Here is a 17548-nt window from a genome sequence, read left to right as displayed (position 1 = left end):
CATGGAAGAACATGAAAAAACCTTTGTCACGCTGGTGCTATTGGGGGCACTGATTGCGTTAGGCAAAATGCTGACCGGCAATGAACCCATCACCTTACGGCTGTTTATCGGTCGCGTGATCCTCGGTTCGGCGGTGTCAGTGATGGCAGGTGCCTTGTTGATTTGGTGGCCGGGTATCAGCCCGATAGCGGTCACGGGGATTGGCAGCGCATTAGGGATTGCCGGCTATCAGTTGGTTGAGGTCTGGTTACAGAAGCGCGGCAGCGCCTTACTGACAGGGAAGTTAAAGCCATGACACTGAGTGAGAAACAGCAGTTATTTGCCGTCCTGATCGCCCAGCTTATTTTATGGGCGGATGAGCGCGGCTATCGCGTGACGTTCGGGGAAGCCTACCGGACACCGGAGCAGGCGAAACTGAATGCGCAAACAGGGACGGGCATTGCCCATAGCCTGCATACCCAGCGTCTGGCGGTTGATCTGAATCTGTTTATCCAGGGCAAATACCAGACCCACAGTCAGGCCTACTTGCCATTGGGGGAATATTGGGAGTCGCTCGGCGGCACATGGGGCGGGCGTTTCTCCCGTCCCGATGGCAATCATTTCTCGCTGGCCCATAACGGGGTGAAATGATGCTTAAGGCGCGGACGCTCTATTTCCTCATCGTGGCATTGGCGTTCGTTGCGGGCTGGCGCGTGAATGGTTATTACCGTGACAGCGTGGAACTGAACATCACACGGGCAGCGGCGAAAACCGGAGAGAATATCCGGCAGGCATTGCAGGCCATTGCCAGCGCTTCCGCCCGGCAACTGGAAGGTAAACTGGAGGAGATCGCCCATGCTGCCCCCAGAGAAATACGGACTGAGGTGGTTAAGCCTGTTTTTACTGCTGTGTGCGTTAGCCCTGAGTTTGTCAGGATGTACAACGATACCGCCGAACGGGTCGAGCGTACCTTATCAGGAAAGCCTGCTGACAACCTGTCAGGAACGGTTACCCCGACTGGCGGGAATGACCGGAAATAATTTAGCGAATATTGTCATTGATTATGTCCAGATATATGGCCATTGCGCCGCCCGGCATAATCAATTAGTGGATGAAATAAATAAAAGAAAGGAATTAAATCATGAGTAAAGAAAATAAAATTATCACCTTAATGATTGGCGAAACTGACATTAAATTTGAACCGAATATTATTGCCTATAACAGCATGATTAATGACATGACGCTGGATAATAAAATTGTGCCGATTGTCACTTACTTACGCCGCATCGTGCAACCTGCGGCTAAAGCCGCGCTGGATGAGTTCCTGCAAATCCCCGGTGCGGCCATGCAGATTGTGGAGCGGGTGAATTCGGAATATGCCCCTAAACTGGAGATCGAAATAAAAAACTAAATGCACGGGTTAAGGCCATTGAAGCGAGTTTATTTGAGCAGGCTTTAATATTACGCCGTCATTATTTACCGAATGAAACAGATAATACGGAAAATTTAGCCCGGGCTATTTGGCTGGATAATCGTTATTGGGAAAATATGCGCATTGCGACGGCAAACGGCATCGCATTGGCGTTCAAGGGTGAACCATGAGTGGGCAATTAGATTTTACCTTAAGCCTGATTGATAAGATCACCCAACCGCTGGCGAAAGCCCAGGCAGCGGTGTCAGGGTTCGCCCAGTCTTCACAAGGCGCCTTTGAGAAATTGGCCGTGGGCGGGGCGGGACTGGCGGCGTCGTTCTGGTCTATCAAGGGCTTTCTTGATCCGGCCATTGAAATGGATGAGGCGCTGAAATCGGCGTCTTTGCAGGGCATTGACAGCAGCGTGATGGATAAGGTCGCCAAAGATGCCATGACGTTTAGCTCCCAGTACGGCAAATCGTCCATTGAGTTTGTGCAGTCGGCATCGGAAATCAGTAAGGCGATCGGCGTGTTGTCACACAGCGACTTGCCTCAGATGACCCACATTGCCAACACAACCGCCGCCGCCCTGAAATCCAGTGCCAGCGATACCGCGGGTTATATGGGGAAAATGTTTGCGCAGTTCTCCAGCCAGGCCAACGCAGTGGGGCATCTCCAGTTTGCCGAGGAACTGGCTGGCAAGGCGGTGGTGATGTCAAAAACGTTCGGCATGTCCATGACCGAAATAGCGGATGCTATGGAAGGGGCACGCGCGGCCGGGACCCAGTTTGGTGTTGGCATTGATGAGCAGTTGGCCGTGTTGGGGGAATTGCAACGCTCGCTGGGCAGTGAATCCAGTGGTGCCTATGAGTCGTTTATCGGTAGCGCCGAAGCGAGTGCGAAAAAACTGGGACTCAGTTTTGTCAATGCGTCGGGGAAATTGCTGTCGATGCCGGACATGCTGGAGAAGCTCCAGGCCAAATACGGCAAGAGCATTGAAGGTAACCTGAAGGCACAGGCCGAAATTGAGGACGCCTTTGGCGATTCGGCCGTGGTGGTCAAACAGCTTTACGGCAATGTCGATATGCTGCGCAAGAACATGACCGCACTGGGCGCCAACGATGGCATGAAACGCACACAGGAGATGGCCGAACAGATGGCGAACCCGTGGGAACGGCTGCATGCGATTTGGGAAAATATCCGTATTGCCATTGGCACAACCCTGTTACCGGTGATTGCCCCATTGGTGAACCAGATGGCCAATACCAGTCAATTGGTGGTGCGCTGGCTGAAACTGTTTCCCAATATCGCCCGTTGGGTCGGGTATATCGCGGTGGGCATATTGAGTTTTGCCGCCGCAGGTGCGACGCCAATATCGTGATGGGGGTATCTAAATTTATCTGGTTGGGCTTGATCCCGTTATGGCATTCCGGCGCATTCATGCTTTCCTTATTGACAGGAAGAATGGGCGTTATGGCAGCGGCCAGCACCAAACTCACAGCGATGTTAGGTTGGGTGCGTTCCAGCCTGATTTACACCAAGATAGCCTCTTGGGCGGCGGCGGCAGGGTTTACGGCCATGACCTGGCCTGTACTGGCGATTATGGCGGTGATTGCTGCCCTGGTGATTGCGATCATTAAATTTTGGCACCCGATTAAGGCGTTTATTAACGGGTTTATTCAGGGATTTAGTGGCGCCAGTGGCGCACTGGCACCGTTATCGCCCGCCTTTGATGCATTGGGGAGTGCGATAGGTTTTGTCTGGGAAGCGGTGAAAAGCCTGTTTGGCTGGTTTGCCGATTTATTAGCGCCCATCCAATATACGGATGAAGCGTTACAGGGCGTGACTGAAACGGGTCGCTCTTTTGGGCGTATTGTGTCTGGTGCCATCGGCTTGTTGATGATGCCGATTAATCGGGTGATCCAGGCGGTCGGTATGCTGGCGCAGTTATTGGGTGCCGCATTGCGGGCGATTGGGCAAAGCTGGGACAAATTTTGGAACTGGTTCAGCAACTTTTCACTGGCTGATGCGCTATCAGGCATGGCAGGGGGTGTCAGTGATCTTTTTAGTGGCTTATGGGACAGCATCAAAGCGTCATTCAGTGAAGCATTCGACTGGATTGTAGAAAAACTCAATTACATTCCGGGCGTGAATATTGAAACCCAGGCCATTGAGAACAGCACGTCAATCCCTAAGCCCGTCACAGTACCGTCGATAGATAATCAGAAAGTGGCATCCCGCGTTATTACGGGCGGGCAAATGAAAGGGATCGGTAAAAGCGGGTTGAGTCAGAACCTTAACCGCAATAGCCAGACATCGATTGATAACAGTCGCCGGATTGAAAATGTGACATTGAATGTCAAAGGCAACGTCACACCGGCACAACTCACGGAATGGGAACAGGTGGCTTATGGATGAGCCAAAATACATTGATTTATTGATAACAGACGGCAATTTTACGCTTAACGCCGGCAATGAGCCGCAATTTTGCCATAACCGCGTGTCAGTCGGTCAGGATTGCGTTCACGCCATTCTGGAAAGCGGCCTTGCCACGGCACTGGTGGCCGAGCGCAGCCCGACCCTGCGGGCGGATATTCGCACCCAGATAGAAATTCTGGTTGAAGATGACGAACGGATTATTCCGGGTACGGTCATTATTAACGAAGAATCGCCCGTGAAATTGTGGATCACAGCGGAAACTTACGATTTTGGCCGTGTGAGTGTGAGTGTGGGGCATGGACACTAAACCAACCATTGATTATGAAAAGGTGCTGCGTGACAGCGGGATGCCGACCACGGAAGCCGAAATCAGCCATGCCTTTGCCAGGGTTGTGGATGAAGCGGGCCTGGTGACCAATACTTCGCGTATGTCCCCGTTCTGGCGGTTGATTAACACGATTGTGACGCGCCCGGTGTTGTGGCTGAAAGAGGCATTAATCAATGTCACCCTGAAAAATATGTATCTCGCCACGGCCTCCGGCTCATGGCTGGATATGTTCGCCTGGGGCGTGAACCTGAAACGTAAGCCTGCATCGGCAGCACAGGGCGTGATCCGTTTCTACAAATCGGCGGGCGCTTCGGTGGTGACCGTGCCAGCCGGAACGGTGATCCAGACGGAGCGCATTAATGGTGAGATCTACCGGGTCAGCACCCTGGAAAGTGTCGTAATAGCCGAAGGGGTCAGCAGCGCCTTACTGCCCGTGACAGCCGCCGCCGCGGGCGGGGCGTTCAACCTGGCGCCCGGTTATTTTCGTATTCTGCCTGTGGCCGTGTCGGGCATTGAACGGGTGCAGAATGAAGAAGGCTGGTTGTTAACGCCCGGCGCGGATGCTGAATCCGATGATGAGTTGCGTGACCGTTGCCGCAACCAATATAACCTCGTGGGGAACTATCATACCGATGCGGTGTATCGAGGCATGATTGCCACGGTGGCAGGGTTAAGTATTGACCGCATCTTCTTTTTGCATGATGCCCCCCGTGGGGCAGGGACGGCCAATGCCTACCTGTTATTAGATTCCGGCGTAACCAGTCAGCCCTTTATTGAGGCGGTAAATGATTACATCAGCAATCAGGGGCATCACGGGCACGGCGATGATATGCAGTGCCTGCCGATGCCGGAAACGCATCATGCGCTAACCGTGACGTTGTTTGTGGCGAATAGGGCGAACTACAGCCAGGAACAAATCGCTACCCTGAAAACCGATGTCAGCAATCTGATCCGCTGCGCCTTTCGGGAAAATACCGACTATCAGGTTGAAAAGACCTGGCCGTACTCGCGCTTTTCCTTTTGAATCTGGGCGGTGAACAGAACACCGTGAATTCACCTACATTGAGTCACTGACCTTTTCACTGGGCGACATCCTCAGTGAGCTGAGTGTGCCCCGGCTGCAATCGTTGTCTGTGGCGGTGAAAAATGTGTGAGTTCCGGGAACGCCTTAAGCGGCTGGCCTTACCCTCATGGATGGACAAGGGCGAACCCGCCAAGTTGCTCAGTGCGGCGCGGGCATTCTGGACAGCGGTTTATAGCTGGCTTAAATGGCCGCTGGCGCAACTGGATGCGGAGGTCTGCTTGAAGCGTTGTTGTCGATGCTGGCGTACCAGCGGGATACCCAGCGCTTTAACGGGGAACAATGGCGTTGTTTCGCAAGCGGGTGAAGTACGCCTTTATCAACGCCAGGGACGCGGGCAGTATCGCAGGCTTTATTGCCATCTTTGCGCGGCTGGGCGTGGGCTATGTGGAATTGCTGGAGCGTCAGCCAGGCATTGACTGGGATGTGATTATCCTGCGCCTCAGTGACGGCCAAATAGCGGGTAACCCCTATTTGCTGATGAACATCATCCGCCAGTATGGTCGCACCTGCCGCCGCTACCGTTTTGAAGTGATCGCCAAAAATCAATTGATTATGCGTGTGGGGGAGCGTGGGCGCTGACTATGGCTGTTATGCCGCTGCCCTCCCGACACAACCCCTGTTATTACGGGTCGGGCATATTGCGGGCGTTGCCGTCTGTGACAATGCCAGCCTCAAGGAACATACCGCACCGACTGTGACCTACGGTGCGTCATTATAAGGAAATAAAACATGGCCTCAGTCATTACCCTGGACTTTGAAAAATGGAAAGCCCGGCAGGTTGCTGCAAATCAGCCTGTCATCTTGGATGAATTTGTCTTTGCCAATGTGCCGGATTTAGATCCCACTCAACCCATCAACCGTGATGAGAAATTACCTGCACAAAACCACATCGTACACCGTCAGGCGGTCAATAAAACCGGGCTGGCCAGTGAGAACGCCGTGGCCTACAGCGTCACATTAGGGACGGAAGTGGCCATTTTGATTTTAACTGGATTGGCTTAATCAATCAGGCTTCCGGTGTGATTGGGATGATCACCCATGCCCCGACCCAGAAGAAAATCAAGACCGCCAACGGCTTGCAGGGCAATGTCTTAACCCGCTCGTTCCTGCTGGAGTTTGACGGCGCGGCGATTGAAACCGCTATCACTACGACCGCCGAAACATGGCAGATTGATTTTACCGCCCGTTTATCCGGTATCGACGAGATGCAGCGTTTGATCAATACCGACAGTTACGGCGAGGCCGCATTTTTCGGTGAGGGCTTTGCCGTGGTGCGCCACGGTGACCAATACTTGGTGAAAAAAGGGCTGGCCTATGTCGGCGGCTTGCGTGGGCTGCTGGCATTTGACCAGACGCTTAACAGTCAACGCAATACCCGCGTGTATGCCGATTTCAGCTATCAGGGCAATCTGGTGAGCCAGTGGAAAACCGTGGTTAAGGTGACGGCAGCTAACGAACTAAAAAACTACATTGATGCAGCGGGCTACCCGCATTATGTGTTTGCCATTGCTCGTATTGATGATAATGGCAATGTGGTTGATTTACGTAATAAAGGAACATTAAGCGACCGAGATATTGCTGATCTACAAAAAGCATTGAGTAAGGTTCAGCAAGACTATGCCACGAAAGCCGCGTTATCCAGCGGTTTGAGTGAAAAACAACCCAAAGGGGATTATGCTACACGGCAGGAAGTATTAAATGGATTGGATGCAAAACAACCGAAGGGGGACTATGCCGCCAATGCCGCAATGAATGCAGTCAGTGACAATGCCAACAGCCGTCTGGCTAAATCCGCAAACGGTGCAGATATTTTCAATAAATCTGAGTTTGTTAGGCAACTGGGTTTGTCGAAAACAGTAGAAAAAGCAGAAAATGCGGTTCCGACTACCCGGAGAATTAATAATAAGCTATTAACGGGGGATATCACACTGAATGCATGGGATGTGAACGCATTTCCTCAAACCAAGTCTATGACTCATATTCCTGATGGCAGCTACATAGGACCGTTCGCCTGTGGTAGAGAAGGCGAGTGGGTCAGGGGAATTAGTATGGGTTTTATCAATAGTGATGTAGGACAAATCTGGATTGATGCCTATGCGACATTGTACACCCGGTATTTGAATTCAAATGGAAATATTGAACAACAAAAAATTCTCGGAGTTCCCATTGGTGCCACGATTGAATGGCAATCCGAGGCACTGATCCCGCTTGGATTTATGGAGAATAACGGGCGAGAATTTGATAAAACCCAATATCCAGAATTATTGAAAGTGTTTCCCAGTGGGCGGTTGCCTGATGATCGGGGATTATTTAAACGTGGATTGGATACCATGGGCGGGATCAGCAGGGGACTTGATCCGGGGCGTAAATTAGGTACGGTTCAGGGAGATACTATACGGAATATTACGGGTAGTTTGGGTTCACCCACGGTAGAGAGAGGGGGGTATGGTGATGGGGCATTTGCTTCAACATTTAAAGATGGTGGCCGTTCTGCGGGAAGTGGTGGTGGTTCAATCACATTCACCTTTGATGCGTCACGCGTTGTCCCAACAGCAAACGAAAACCGCCCCATTAACAAGGCAGTGATTTATATTACAAGGATATTCTAATGGCAAAATACACAACCCATATTCCGATGGCGGAATTTGATGATCATGGACTGGCAATTGAAGCGGGCTGGGTAGAGGTTTATCACTGCCATGCGCAGACACGCGAGTTTTTAGGTAAATCGTATGACAGTGTGCCTGTCGGTTTTTCCATCGTTTCGGATGCGTATTTAGATGAACCAGAATTACCGGAAGCAGATGATATCGCGGTGATCCGTTCCCCTGATGAAACCTGCTGGCTGCAGGTGCCCGATTATCGTGGCAAAACGGCCTACCATATCAAAACCCAGGCACCGCAACAGATACAGAAAATAGGGGAACTCGCCATTGATTTGACGTTACTTGAACCCCGAACCCCGTTTGATAAATGGGAGGGTAAAAAGTGGGTAACAGATACCAGGGCAAAACAGCGTCATGATGTGCAACAGGCGGAAAAACGCCGGGAAGAATTGCGCGAGCAGGCAGAAAAAATCATTATGCCTTTACAATATGCTGTCGATACCGGGCTGGCGACCGAAGCCGAAGAACAGACCTTGCTGGCTTGGAAAAAATACTTGGTCATGTTGATACGCCTGGATGTGTCAAATGTCGCTCATATTAACTGGCCGGAGCAGCCCGCATAATGCACTGGCAGCGTAAAGTCATGCAACTGTCCCCGGATTTATCGGGGATTCATTGTGCTATCGTCCCCGTTCACCCCTTTGCCTACGGTATCGGGCAACAGACCGACAGTGGCAGCTATTTAAGCCCAGCGAACGCCATTGATACGCTGGCGAATAAACTCACGGGTGCAGGCAATATCAATAGCCTGGTACTGATGGTCTGTGCCAAAACCCATAATGAATTTATGCAGCACCTCACGCAGTTTGCATCGGTGTTGCCACTTCCGGTGTTCGCCCAGGTCAAACGGATGGCAAAAACAGCAGAAAGTCTTGCCATCACCAAAATGCAATTGCCGGGTAAACAGGGCGGCGGGCTACCCTTGCCGCAACCGCTGTCAACCGCAACCAGTCGCTTGACCGCTAATTCACAGTTAATCGAACAGGCCAAAGCGCAGGCCAGTGCAGGCAGCAGTGTTGCGGGGTTAAAATCCCAATTAACCGCGTTCACGACCGCCCGTCAGTCCGCCTTGCAGCAAATGCGTGAGGCCATTAACGGGCTTAAGGGAAAATCGGCCGACGTCTGGGCGTTCTCAGGGAAAGGGAACGGCGCACATGTGGCGGAGAAACTGCGCCAGAATATCCCCGAACCCGACGCCGTTTATACCCTGGCAATCTTGTTTGCCGGAGACGCTATCCGCCCATTAGAAAGGATGCTACACCATGAGCCAAATTATCACCCTCGCCCTTGATGGCGAGGCTATACCGTTAAAAAGCCTGACCGTGACACCGTCGATGATGTTTCAGGATCAAGACCAAAGCGGGCAGTCATCCAGCACACCATCGCCGAGCAGGGCATTAAGCCGAAAGAACTGCGCATTACGGGCATTATTCCCTTTACCCGCAGAAAACCCTGTCCCGTTTGTTTGCTCTGGCGGAAGCCAAAGACGGCGGTAACCTGAAACGCTACCGGGTCGCTAACCTGACCGCCCAGGCCATTAACTTTCGTATCAGTACCGGCACGATTGATGCCAGCAAGGTAGACGGTAAAAGCCACCTGGCAGGTCACCTTTACCTGCGGGAGCATTTATCCGTATCTGAAAAACGCGATGCCCGTGCAACCGGCGATGTTCAGGCCAAGAAACAGACCGAACAGGGAAGCGGAGCCGCCAGGGAAGAACCAGAAAAATTAAGCTGGTTTGAACGCGAGGTGTTAAAGCCCATTAATGACAGCATAGGGCCTGAATGAAACCCCTTAACCGGCTTTATCTGTCGGGTGATGGGGATATCCACCTGGTGGATGCCAATCTGATGCTGGAACTCTCATCCTGTGGTCGAGCTTTAGTCACGGCAGAAACCACCACCATTACACCGGAAAACTGGTGCGCCTTGATGTCGCTCTACCCGGATTTGGTGCTGCGCTGGTTTACGGGCTATGTGGAACGTTCACAGCCTGCCCAGAACGGTTACCGGCGTCTGTTTGTGCGTGAACTGGTTGGCGTGTTTGATAAAGCGTGGCCGTGCTGGTTTCAGCATCCCACCTGCGCCAGATTGCGGGCTAGTTGCGCAGACGCACAGCGGGCTGACGTTTACCTTACCGGACACCCCTTGCACGGATAAGCCTGTGCCCGCACTACACGCACAATGGCACAGGCTACCAGCTACTGGCAAATCTGGGGCAGGTCTTTGTTCTGGGGACCTGTGTCGTCAGACCGAGGGGGGGTTCGGTCTATCTGGGGAGTTGGGCGCATTCGATGTTTAAGGGTAAACCCGTGAGATCCCAATGAATTTAGCCAGCAACAGTCGGCGGGCAATAGCAATGACGAATCCGATGATCCAATCCTGCGGCCGGGTTTTGTAATGAATCAGCAACGGTACAGCAAGGTCAATCTGACCAATGAAAACATGACCATCACCTGGTTACCTGACGGGAAACCCGCGGCAGAAAACCCCTGCCCAACGCCAGTTGATGCCGTTATCCGGGAGTTCTGGCGGGCGCGCGCTTGCCCAAATTTGGTCGTATTGAGGCGCACACGGAAAATACGGTCAGTGGTGATATGGCTAACCCGTCCGGCCACGCTATGCGGTGGATGTGCAATTGCTGGATGATAACGGTAAGGATGCCGCCGCCCCGGTTTACCGGGCTATGCCGCTGCCTGCCAATGGCCAGCGCTGAATCGGGCCATGTCCATCTCCGCCCTGGCGCACCGTGGTTGAAATTGCGTTCGAAGGTGGCCGACCGGACAAGCCCTTTATGCCGCCAAGCCTAAGCCAGGGCAATGCCCGTTTGCCCGATATTAAGCCGGGTGAACAATTGCAGCAGCAGCAGGCGAAATGTCACAACGGGTCGCGCGGAAGGGCGGTTCAATAGGCAGACTGACCAGACCATTAATGAGGCGTGAACCACCGTGAAAATCAAGGCAGACGCAAAACACCTCGTGGTCACCCGTAATACCACCATTCAGGCTACGGATAAGACTACCGTTTTGGGTACATCTACCTTACTCCGGCGAGCGCAAACTCTCTGCGGCAGCGGCGAGCGGGATTACTGCCTGGCCACCTTCAGCGAATTTTATCGCCAGTGTGGGGAAAGCGGCTCATATTGACGTCGGGCAAAAGCTGATGAGAAAATCGGCCTGCTTAAGCAAAGCATCGCGGGGGCTAGACAGGAGATTGTGCGCGCCGGTGGTGTAGGGTTGGCAGCCAGCAACTGAACGTGATGACCTTAATGTTGGAGACACTGGATGTGGTGACGGAGTTGGCCGAACTGACCGCCGCCCATACCCATCACAATACCGGCACCCCGGAGAACGCCAGCGCGATAAGAAATACGGCCTATAAATCGGACGGACTGAAACAGAAGTATTCGCCTGTGATTGGGTGAGTGTCGTTTATCTTACAAATGTGTGGAGTTGCTATTTGAAGTGGTAAGAAGTAGAGTAATGAAGTCTACGTTAGAAATACACGAATCAATTCTAAAAGCGCTATTAACGCTTTGAACACGATGATTGTGGTGTCAAACTTTTTCATCCGTTTACTCCTAAACACCCTCTCATCAAAATAAAAACAGAGTAACCAACCTCACCACTTGATTGCCTGTTGATCAAATTAACCCTGCTTCGGCGGGTTTTTTGTTTTTCTGGGGTAATAAAAAAATATTACAAACACATTGACAGGGTAATAAAAAAATATTACTATTTTACCATGTTAAGCAGAATGGAGGATGAGTGAAGCAGAGTGAGTTCAGGCGGTGGCTTGAGTCTCAAGGAGTCATAATCAAGAATGGAAAGAATCACTTGATACTCTTCAATGGAGACGCAAGAAGTGCAATGCCAAGACATCCGAGTAAAGAGATTAACGAAAAATTAAGGCTATCAATCCTTAAGCAGTTAAAACTTAAATAACTAACCAGCCCTTCGGGGCTGGTTCTTGGGCTAACTCGACTCACTACTATGATTATGCGATATCCAGTAAATATTGAAGAAGACGGAACGAACCTGTTTGTCTCGTTCCCTGATATACCAGAGGCGTTGACCTGTGGTGATGACCTGGCCGATGCAAAAGCCATGGGCTATGATGCGCTACTCACTGCCTTTTCTATGTATTTTGACGATGAGAGTAAGGAAATACCGTTACCGGGCGATACGGTAACGGAGCACTATATTGATATTCCGGCGAGTGTTGCGGCTAAAATTTTGTTGCTTAATGCTATGGTAAGGTCAGGTGTTAGCCGTTCGGAACTGGGGCGCCGTGTTGGCATTCAAAAGCAGAACGTCAAGCAACTGCTGGATGTGTATCACGCGACAAAAATTGACACGGTAGAAAAGGCCTTATCAAGTTTAGGCTATGAATTAATACTCACCGCGGCTTAACTTAGCTTCGGTGATAGATTGCATTTTTGAACTCAACACCTCCAACCAAAGGCCACTCTTCGCGGAGTGGTCTTTTTTAGGTGCTTATAAAACGTAACCAAACGCCCGCTAGGGCATTCATTCACTGACATAGTCCAACCGTGGCTAATTTGGATCACGTTAACAGCATCGTGCTCTAGGTCACGATCCCCACGAAATAAACGGAAACCCCACGTAAAACGGACTACACCGCGCCCGCCTGCACGTTTTGGATCAAAAAGTTATTTCAGTTTGAAAATACTACAAACGGTATCGCCAGAGCGCGCCAGCACGGGCGGCATGGGGAAAATCCTAAACTGAAAGGATTGAAAAGATTTTCAGGGAATTTCAGTTCTTGAATCAAAGACGGATCGCGGAGAGGATATCACTCCATTGATATTAAAGGAAAAATTCTATTTTACGTGGGGTAAGTGGATCACAAAACAAAGCCGTAGCGGGTTAGAGAATTCAGGATTGATGCGGCCTTGTGAGAGAAGAGGGACTGAAATTTATTGCTTCGGTGAATTATCTTCTTCTGCGTGTACAACTCTGATGGCCTGAGCTGTTTCGATAACTTTGATGGCTTCTTCTGCCGACAATCCTTTTAAATCGATTAGGGTACTGTCTTTAGAAACTTCGATTTTGATATTCCGTTCTGTCGTAAACATTTTCATTATCCTTAATGGTTGAAGTACGGTTTGACTAAACCGTGATGAATTATGTTAGAGGTAAAAACAGAAGGCAAGCCAAGAATAATTTTAGGGTTAGTAAGACTTTAGCTAGAAATGGCTGTCGCCATTTTGCCGCCATCATCAAACAAAAAGGGCTACGTTTTCACGTAACCCCTTGTTTTATTTGGTGGAGCTGGCGGGAGTTGAACCCGCGTCCGAAATTCCTACATTTTCCTAGTGGTATATATAAAACATATGATTATGTAATTTTTCAATTAGTTACCGTGCAATAAGGAACAATGACGCGCAATGGTTTACAGTCTGTGTGGACAAAATGTGGATCATTTATTTTCTAAATTTAGCAACGTAAGAGGGTTCTTAGTTATTGCATCTTCTAAGTGATCCGGAGCGAAATGTGCATACACCATAGTCATTTTAATATCAGCATGACCCAGTATGCGCTGTAATACCAAAATGTTTCCTCCGTTCATCATAAAATGACTGGCAAATGTATGTCGTAGAACGTGGGTGCATTGTCCTTCAGGTAATTCTATTTTTGCTCGTTTTATTGCTCGTTCAAAGGATTTACGGCAAGGAGTAAACAACCTGCCTCGTTTTTTAGGAATCAGATTATAAAGTGATTCGGAGATAGGAACGGTTCTATTGCGTTTACCTTTGGTTTTGGTAAACGTAATTCGATTTGGTGTAATTTGATGACCTTCTAATTCTTCGGCTTCTCCCCAGCGTGCTCCAGTAGCTAGACATATTTTAGTAATTAACAGTAGATCTTTACTTTGGGAGTCTTTACAGGCTTCTAGTAATTGAGTGATCTCATTAGGGTATAAAAAAGCTAACTCACTTTCTTGGGTTTTAAATGTAGGTAAACCTGATAAGGGATTAGGATAATTGACATGACCTAATTTTTTGAGTGTTCCAAAAACTGAGGATAGATTACGTTGCTCATGGTTTACTGTAATCGGTTTTACTGCCATGATTCGACCTCTAGCATCTGGCAATAAACCCGCTAGTCGTTGCTCTCTGTATTTACTAAAATCAGCAGTAGTAAGCTGATTTGCTATCGGATCACCTAATCCGTTACAGATAGCAGTCAATTTTGATAGCATTCTAGCGGAGTCTGCTAGTGTTCGACCATAGAGTGAGTGCCAGAGCGAAATTAACTCAGATAATTTTCTATTATCTTCTTTTTCACCAATCCACGGTTTATCTTCCATTTCACCCAATATATAGCGTTCGTAAGCAAGGGCTTCCCCCTTAGTTACAAACCTTTTACGAATGCGCTTGCCTTTAACTCCATTAGGGCGTAAGTCACATAGCCATTCACCTGAATCAATTTTTCTTATGGTCATTATAGAGTCGTATAAATAGAAATAACTTTACCTATTACCGTAATATCGTCTATATCGCAGTCGATAGGGTACTTACCGCCATCCATACGGATTTTGTTTCCGGGTATCAATTCCAATTCTTTAAATTGGTATTTTCCTGAAAACTCGATTAACCAATTTCCATCATTGACTTTGTTCTGTTTCCTATCGATGAAATAGATATCGCTGCCATATCTGATTGCCTCGATATCTCCATAGTCTTTTGGCAGCATAACCTTATCGAAAATAAGGGCGCTAGATTGCAGAAGTTTTGCATCAGCCAGTTTATATGTAGCTAACTTTATTGTTTCAGCATCAGCTTCAATTTTGGTTTGAATACTGCTGCTCATACTGCCTGTGCCGTAAGATAACCACTCTATCGATGCCCCTGTTTCTAATGCACAACGTAATACAAGATCATAGGGAAAATTGTTTCTTGTCATTCTGTTTCCAAGCGATCCACTACTAGTCGATAAATAAGTTGCTAATTGATTAAATGAAGTAAATTCATATGCTTGGCATATTCTTTCTATCGCTTCTCTTGCGTTTGTAAATGGTTTCATCTTCTTAACCAAAGTGAATAATCTAGTTGACTCGCTACATTGTAGTGAGTAATATTGCCGCCAATTCACTACTATGTAGTGCATTAACGAACAGTTACGGGCAATGTAGAACAAAGCCGTGCAATATAGAGCACAAAACACGAAAGGGGAATTTAGCACTATGCAAACAACTAATGCAATAAACGCTAAGCATCGGTGGGTTACTTATCCGCAATTTTGCGAAAGAGCAGAAGTTAGCTTAAGAACTGCTAAGTATTATGTTGCTTCTGGTAAAGTAAAAATCAAACCAAAAAAGAAGCCGGGTGAGAAGGTTTACATTGATTGGTTGGATTGGAATAACGGTTAGGGTTTTCATTATTTGTTCTCATTTGGATTTGGTATTCACTTTATGTGAATGGAAAGGTAAATGGCAATGTTTGACTATCGAGTATCAAAACAATTGCACTTTGATAACGCATGTCGGGCTTTCTCCAATGCAAACAAAGGCGATTTAGTTCAGATTGCTAACTGCCATCGGAATGAATCCGCAAATGTTACGCAATAAGCTAAACCCTGAGCAGCCTCACATGCTGACTTGTGTTGACTTAATGAAGTTAACGGATGCCACAGAAGACGCCTCCATTCTGGATGGTCTGCTGAAGCAGTTGCAGCGTCAGCCCGCCGTGCCGGTGAATGAAGTATGCGATGCCAATATGCCAAGCTACCTGTTAGGAGCAACAGCAGAAGTGGGCAAGCTGGCAAGTGAGGCTGTTTCGGGTGAGCATTTCAACCAGACGCGTGTTGCAGAGTTTAAGAAGACAGTCAATAACGCAGTGCGGTTATTAACGTTGGCGGGTGTGACCATTTCATCACGATTGCACTCAAACCCTGCTTATACAACAGCATTAGATGCCTTTACGGGTTTAAGTGCGTCAATTGTTTGAGGGGAATGCGATGTTATCTAGGGATGCCGCCACCAATAATAGCGCTGATTTTTTCGCGTCCTGTCAGTGGCATTGCAGATTCAAGATCGTAGCCGTGCAGTGCGATACTGGTTCTTTTACGGGCTGGGTTGCAAAGCGAGGACACTACTTGGCTATCGCTTTTCTCGATGGCTTGCAATTGCTTGATAATGTCATCCTCAGACAAGTTGGGCATGTCATCAAGCAAGAGACGATATCGGCTGGCCTGAACTTTCGCGTTACCGGCTTTTTCGTTAAATCCGGCGCTGAATTGCAGGGAAGCAATGAGGACAATCATCAGGCCAAGCAGCCAGTGCAGGTTGCCAGCAAAGATAAAAGCACCAAGAAACCACTGGAAAAGCGTACAAATTTGATTGCAGTGAAGATGAAACAAGCTCGTCATTTCTTCGAGATGGAAGGAATAGCTGATATCAAAAGGAAGGTTTCTTTGGGTTGGTTGAGTGGTCATTATTTAAAATCCTTGTTTTTAGTTTGTCATAAGTTTCTGTTTCCTTGTGGTGCGTTTGTTTTGGGGAATTCAATCTTACCACACCATGAGCCGGGCATGGAAAAACCCGGCAACTATTTATTGTCTGAGGTGAGCATGAACGCATTAAAGCAACAGCAGCACCAGTACAGGTTAAGTAGTAAGTCATTCCATACAAAGTCAGGTGACGGATTTATTTTCCCGATTGTCTTATGCTCCGTTGCTTATTTTTTTCTGTTTCTTATTCGGTGAGGTTTAAATGAACACAGAATACCAATTTGAGTCAACAGAACAACGCGCCAGCAAAATAGCGTTTGATGTGCGCGTGAATGGTTTAAATCAACTGGCAAAAATCAGACAGCAACATCTTAAGGCGGGTAACGAGCAATTAAAGAGTTTTATTGATGAGATGCGGAATAAACGCAATCCGAGTTATGTCGATAATATTCGCGTACTGGCAGCCATTTTCTTTCTTGCCAATATTAAAAAAGAACGCCATGGGCTGGAATTAGATCAGTTCAGCATCGAAGAGCGAAGCGAGTTAATTAAAGCCATCAATAAAATTAAGGCAGTTGTTCCATTATTACCCACAGGGTTATCACTGCCTAATTAAATAACAATAATTACTGATTTATTTTTAATGGCGTCAACGCGTCAGGGATTCTTTTTATCTTAAAACAGGAAATCAAAAAATGAATATACCCGAACCCATATTTATCCCCGTTGAATTTAACGGGGCGGGATGTTCACGCCATCATTCTGGCGGATTGCATTCAACAAAACCGCGAAGATGAAAGACGCGCCCGCGCAGAACGTCAGGCTGACCGTCTGCGCTATCTGAAAGCGAAGGCAATCAAAGACCGTTTAGATTGCTACGCCGTGGCGGAGTTGCTGGAAAGTGAAGCCTGTGAATCGAGCGTCAGGCGCAGGAGTGGAATTATGTTTGAGGCTGATGATATCGACCGCGCCAGCGAATACGCAGCGGCAACACTGGAACGTCAGATTACTGCGCATGTTAACCGTTGGGTCGGAGATTCAGCGCTTGAGTGTGAAGACTGTGGCGAAGTGATCCCCGAAATGCGCCGTGTTCAGGCATTGGGCTGTACACGCTGTGTGGATTGTCAGGGTGATTTTGAACTAATTAAGAAATATTACCGGAGTTAAT

The 17548-nt window shown here is 48.7% G+C and carries 25 protein-coding genes and 4 pseudogenes; 23 read left to right on the top strand and 6 right to left on the bottom strand.

Going from position 1 to position 17548, the window contains the following annotated elements; translation table 11 throughout:
• The first annotated feature begins 1 nt into the window (after position 1).
• The 16 genes and pseudogenes from ACSJJG_RS05915 (at position 2) to ACSJJG_RS05840 (ending at position 10555) form a co-directional block, all read left to right on the top strand.
• Complete coding sequence (locus ACSJJG_RS05915; RefSeq protein ID WP_481088742.1) at positions 2 to 295, top strand: phage holin family protein; 294 nt, start codon at positions 2 to 4, stop codon at positions 293 to 295.
• Positions 292 to 630: a M15 family metallopeptidase gene (locus ACSJJG_RS05910; RefSeq protein WP_481088741.1), complete on the top strand. Its 339-nt coding sequence runs from the start codon at positions 292 to 294 to the stop codon at positions 628 to 630. The genes ACSJJG_RS05915 and ACSJJG_RS05910 overlap by 4 nt, the downstream gene beginning before the upstream one ends.
• Complete coding sequence (locus ACSJJG_RS05905) at positions 627 to 1019, top strand: hypothetical protein (RefSeq protein ID WP_481088763.1); 393 nt, start codon at positions 627 to 629, stop codon at positions 1017 to 1019. Before ACSJJG_RS05910 ends, ACSJJG_RS05905 begins: the two co-directional genes overlap by 4 nt.
• A gap of 101 nt (positions 1020 to 1120) precedes the next feature.
• Positions 1121 to 1390, top strand: coding sequence for a putative phage tail assembly chaperone (locus ACSJJG_RS05900; RefSeq protein WP_481088739.1), 270 nt, complete (start codon positions 1121 to 1123; stop codon positions 1388 to 1390).
• 17 nt (positions 1391 to 1407) lie between these two features.
• The gene (locus ACSJJG_RS05895) at positions 1408 to 1581 is read left to right on the top strand and encodes a DUF6890 family protein (protein WP_481090384.1); all 174 of its coding nucleotides are present in this window, start codon (positions 1408 to 1410) and stop codon (positions 1579 to 1581) included.
• On the top strand, positions 1578 to 2771 hold the full coding sequence (locus tag ACSJJG_RS05890) for a phage tail tape measure protein (RefSeq protein WP_481088762.1): 1194 nt from the start codon (positions 1578 to 1580) through the stop codon (positions 2769 to 2771). The genes ACSJJG_RS05895 and ACSJJG_RS05890 overlap by 4 nt, the downstream gene beginning before the upstream one ends.
• Positions 2772 to 3800: 1029 nt before the next feature.
• Positions 3801 to 4136: a DUF2590 family protein gene (locus ACSJJG_RS05885; RefSeq protein WP_189761247.1), complete on the top strand. Its 336-nt coding sequence runs from the start codon at positions 3801 to 3803 to the stop codon at positions 4134 to 4136.
• A pseudogene (locus ACSJJG_RS05880) lies at positions 4126 to 5311 on the top strand (baseplate J/gp47 family protein). The gene ACSJJG_RS05885 and the pseudogene ACSJJG_RS05880 overlap by 11 nt, the downstream one beginning before the upstream one ends.
• Positions 5304 to 5820, top strand: a pseudogene (locus ACSJJG_RS05875) (hypothetical protein). The pseudogenes ACSJJG_RS05880 and ACSJJG_RS05875 overlap by 8 nt, the downstream one beginning before the upstream one ends.
• On the top strand, positions 5810 to 5959 hold the full coding sequence (locus ACSJJG_RS05870; protein WP_481088761.1) for a hypothetical protein: 150 nt from the start codon (positions 5810 to 5812) through the stop codon (positions 5957 to 5959). The pseudogene ACSJJG_RS05875 and the gene ACSJJG_RS05870 overlap by 11 nt, the downstream one beginning before the upstream one ends.
• Before the next feature lie 11 nt (positions 5960 to 5970).
• Positions 5971 to 7850, top strand: a pseudogene (locus ACSJJG_RS05865) (phage tail-collar fiber domain-containing protein).
• A complete protein-coding gene (locus ACSJJG_RS05860; protein ID WP_189761238.1) occupies positions 7850 to 8470 on the top strand; it encodes a tail fiber assembly protein in 621 nt (206 codons plus the stop codon). Before ACSJJG_RS05865 ends, ACSJJG_RS05860 begins: the two are co-directional and overlap by 1 nt.
• Positions 8470 to 9198 (top strand): hypothetical protein, encoded by a 729-nt coding sequence (locus tag ACSJJG_RS05855; RefSeq protein ID WP_189761239.1) that lies wholly within the window; start codon positions 8470 to 8472, stop codon positions 9196 to 9198. The genes ACSJJG_RS05860 and ACSJJG_RS05855 overlap by 1 nt, the downstream gene beginning before the upstream one ends.
• Positions 9170 to 9695: pseudogene (locus ACSJJG_RS05850) on the top strand (baseplate complex protein). Before ACSJJG_RS05855 ends, ACSJJG_RS05850 begins: the two are co-directional and overlap by 29 nt.
• Entirely contained in the window at positions 9692 to 10066 is a 375-nt protein-coding gene (locus ACSJJG_RS05845; RefSeq protein ID WP_481088760.1) for a hypothetical protein, read from the top strand. The pseudogene ACSJJG_RS05850 and the gene ACSJJG_RS05845 overlap by 4 nt, the downstream one beginning before the upstream one ends.
• Before the next feature lie 240 nt (positions 10067 to 10306).
• Positions 10307 to 10555 carry a hypothetical protein gene (locus tag ACSJJG_RS05840; RefSeq protein WP_481088759.1) on the top strand — a complete coding sequence of 83 codons (249 nt, stop codon included), beginning with the start codon at positions 10307 to 10309 and terminating at the stop codon, positions 10553 to 10555.
• A 157-nt stretch (positions 10556 to 10712) separates the two neighbouring features.
• On the opposite strand, the gene ACSJJG_RS05835 is transcribed toward ACSJJG_RS05840, so the two are convergent.
• Entirely contained in the window at positions 10713 to 10892 is a 180-nt protein-coding gene (locus tag ACSJJG_RS05835) for a hypothetical protein (protein WP_481088758.1), read from the bottom strand.
• A 270-nt stretch (positions 10893 to 11162) separates the two neighbouring features.
• On the opposite strand from ACSJJG_RS05835, the gene ACSJJG_RS05830 reads away from it, so the two are divergent.
• Complete coding sequence (locus ACSJJG_RS05830; RefSeq protein ID WP_481090487.1) at positions 11163 to 11330, top strand: hypothetical protein; 168 nt, start codon at positions 11163 to 11165, stop codon at positions 11328 to 11330.
• Between the two features lie 65 nt (positions 11331 to 11395).
• Here the strand turns inward: ACSJJG_RS05830 and dinQ are convergent, their stop codons facing one another.
• A complete protein-coding gene (gene dinQ, locus ACSJJG_RS05825) occupies positions 11396 to 11476 on the bottom strand; it encodes a damage-inducible type I toxin DinQ (RefSeq protein ID WP_370588394.1) in 81 nt (26 codons plus the stop codon).
• Between the two features lie 197 nt (positions 11477 to 11673).
• Here dinQ and ACSJJG_RS05820 point away from each other — a divergent pair, with 197 nt between their 5' ends.
• The gene (locus ACSJJG_RS05820) at positions 11674 to 11850 is read left to right on the top strand and encodes a type II toxin-antitoxin system HicA family toxin (protein WP_099143265.1); all 177 of its coding nucleotides are present in this window, start codon (positions 11674 to 11676) and stop codon (positions 11848 to 11850) included.
• 48 nt (positions 11851 to 11898) lie between these two features.
• Positions 11899 to 12318 (top strand): type II toxin-antitoxin system HicB family antitoxin, encoded by a 420-nt coding sequence (locus ACSJJG_RS05815; protein WP_311062342.1) that lies wholly within the window; start codon positions 11899 to 11901, stop codon positions 12316 to 12318.
• Positions 12319 to 12845: 527 nt separating this feature from the next.
• Here ACSJJG_RS05815 and ACSJJG_RS05810 read toward each other — a convergent pair.
• The 3 genes from ACSJJG_RS05810 to ACSJJG_RS05800 form a co-directional block, all read right to left on the bottom strand.
• Positions 12846 to 13004 carry a hypothetical protein gene (locus ACSJJG_RS05810; protein ID WP_189761191.1) on the bottom strand — a complete coding sequence of 53 codons (159 nt, stop codon included), beginning with the start codon at positions 13002 to 13004 and terminating at the stop codon, positions 12846 to 12848.
• A 344-nt stretch (positions 13005 to 13348) separates the two neighbouring features.
• Positions 13349 to 14374 (bottom strand): site-specific integrase, encoded by a 1026-nt coding sequence (locus ACSJJG_RS05805; RefSeq protein WP_189761192.1) that lies wholly within the window; start codon positions 14372 to 14374, stop codon positions 13349 to 13351.
• A complete protein-coding gene (locus tag ACSJJG_RS05800) occupies positions 14374 to 14955 on the bottom strand; it encodes a phage repressor protein CI (protein WP_189761193.1) in 582 nt (193 codons plus the stop codon). Before ACSJJG_RS05800 ends, ACSJJG_RS05805 begins: the two co-directional genes overlap by 1 nt.
• 160 nt (positions 14956 to 15115) lie before the next feature.
• Between ACSJJG_RS05800 and ACSJJG_RS05795 the strand changes: the two genes are divergently transcribed.
• Positions 15116 to 15301, top strand: a complete 186-nt coding sequence (locus tag ACSJJG_RS05795; protein WP_189761194.1) for a hypothetical protein — start codon at positions 15116 to 15118, stop codon at positions 15299 to 15301.
• A 184-nt stretch (positions 15302 to 15485) separates the two neighbouring features.
• Positions 15486 to 15878, top strand: coding sequence for a phage regulatory CII family protein (locus ACSJJG_RS05790; protein WP_481088757.1), 393 nt, complete (start codon positions 15486 to 15488; stop codon positions 15876 to 15878).
• Between the two features lie 13 nt (positions 15879 to 15891).
• Here ACSJJG_RS05790 and ACSJJG_RS05785 read toward each other — a convergent pair whose 3' ends face one another.
• Positions 15892 to 16365 (bottom strand): hypothetical protein, encoded by a 474-nt coding sequence (locus tag ACSJJG_RS05785; RefSeq protein WP_189761195.1) that lies wholly within the window; start codon positions 16363 to 16365, stop codon positions 15892 to 15894.
• A gap of 277 nt (positions 16366 to 16642) precedes the next feature.
• On the opposite strand from ACSJJG_RS05785, the gene ACSJJG_RS05780 reads away from it, so the two are divergent.
• Both ACSJJG_RS05780 and ACSJJG_RS05775 read left to right on the top strand, forming a co-directional pair.
• Positions 16643 to 16996 (top strand): DUF5347 family protein, encoded by a 354-nt coding sequence (locus ACSJJG_RS05780; protein ID WP_481088756.1) that lies wholly within the window; start codon positions 16643 to 16645, stop codon positions 16994 to 16996.
• A 110-nt stretch (positions 16997 to 17106) separates the two neighbouring features.
• Positions 17107 to 17547 carry a TraR/DksA family transcriptional regulator gene (locus ACSJJG_RS05775; protein WP_481088755.1) on the top strand — a complete coding sequence of 147 codons (441 nt, stop codon included), beginning with the start codon at positions 17107 to 17109 and terminating at the stop codon, positions 17545 to 17547.
• Position 17548: the final 1 nt, after the last annotated feature.

The sequence above is a fragment of the Xenorhabdus sp. SGI 60 genome, assembly GCF_056632175.1.
The sequence above is the reverse complement of the archived record's forward strand: the minus strand, read 5'-3'. Positions and strand labels throughout refer to the sequence as shown.

What these genes read in the sequence shown, in the direction of transcription:
- ACSJJG_RS05780 (WP_481088756.1), top strand. Translation starts at nt 16,643, where the DNA reads ATGAACACAGAATACCAATTTGAGTCAACAGAACAACGCGCCAGCAAA.
- ACSJJG_RS05890 (WP_481088762.1), top strand. Translation starts at nt 1,578, where the DNA reads ATGAGTGGGCAATTAGATTTTACCTTAAGCCTGATTGATAAGATCACC.
- ACSJJG_RS05805 (WP_189761192.1), bottom strand. Translation starts at nt 14,374, where the DNA reads ATGACCATAAGAAAAATTGATTCAGGTGAATGGCTATGTGACTTACGC.
- dinQ (WP_370588394.1), bottom strand. Translation starts at nt 11,476, where the DNA reads ATGAAAAAGTTTGACACCACAATCATCGTGTTCAAAGCGTTAATAGCG.
- ACSJJG_RS05800 (WP_189761193.1), bottom strand. Translation starts at nt 14,955, where the DNA reads ATGAAACCATTTACAAACGCAAGAGAAGCGATAGAAAGAATATGCCAA.
- ACSJJG_RS05785 (WP_189761195.1), bottom strand. Translation starts at nt 16,365, where the DNA reads ATGACCACTCAACCAACCCAAAGAAACCTTCCTTTTGATATCAGCTAT.
- ACSJJG_RS05810 (WP_189761191.1), bottom strand. Translation starts at nt 13,004, where the DNA reads ATGTTTACGACAGAACGGAATATCAAAATCGAAGTTTCTAAAGACAGT.
- ACSJJG_RS05795 (WP_189761194.1), top strand. Translation starts at nt 15,116, where the DNA reads ATGCAAACAACTAATGCAATAAACGCTAAGCATCGGTGGGTTACTTAT.
- ACSJJG_RS05860 (WP_189761238.1), top strand. Translation starts at nt 7,850, where the DNA reads ATGGCAAAATACACAACCCATATTCCGATGGCGGAATTTGATGATCAT.
- ACSJJG_RS05905 (WP_481088763.1), top strand. Translation starts at nt 627, where the DNA reads ATGATGCTTAAGGCGCGGACGCTCTATTTCCTCATCGTGGCATTGGCG.
- ACSJJG_RS05885 (WP_189761247.1), top strand. Translation starts at nt 3,801, where the DNA reads ATGGATGAGCCAAAATACATTGATTTATTGATAACAGACGGCAATTTT.
- ACSJJG_RS05915 (WP_481088742.1), top strand. Translation starts at nt 2, where the DNA reads ATGGAAGAACATGAAAAAACCTTTGTCACGCTGGTGCTATTGGGGGCA.
- ACSJJG_RS05815 (WP_311062342.1), top strand. Translation starts at nt 11,899, where the DNA reads ATGATTATGCGATATCCAGTAAATATTGAAGAAGACGGAACGAACCTG.
- ACSJJG_RS05910 (WP_481088741.1), top strand. Translation starts at nt 292, where the DNA reads ATGACACTGAGTGAGAAACAGCAGTTATTTGCCGTCCTGATCGCCCAG.
- ACSJJG_RS05900 (WP_481088739.1), top strand. Translation starts at nt 1,121, where the DNA reads ATGAGTAAAGAAAATAAAATTATCACCTTAATGATTGGCGAAACTGAC.
- ACSJJG_RS05840 (WP_481088759.1), top strand. Translation starts at nt 10,307, where the DNA reads ATGAATCAGCAACGGTACAGCAAGGTCAATCTGACCAATGAAAACATG.
- ACSJJG_RS05855 (WP_189761239.1), top strand. Translation starts at nt 8,470, where the DNA reads ATGCACTGGCAGCGTAAAGTCATGCAACTGTCCCCGGATTTATCGGGG.
- ACSJJG_RS05845 (WP_481088760.1), top strand. Translation starts at nt 9,692, where the DNA reads ATGAAACCCCTTAACCGGCTTTATCTGTCGGGTGATGGGGATATCCAC.
- ACSJJG_RS05790 (WP_481088757.1), top strand. Translation starts at nt 15,486, where the DNA reads ATGTTACGCAATAAGCTAAACCCTGAGCAGCCTCACATGCTGACTTGT.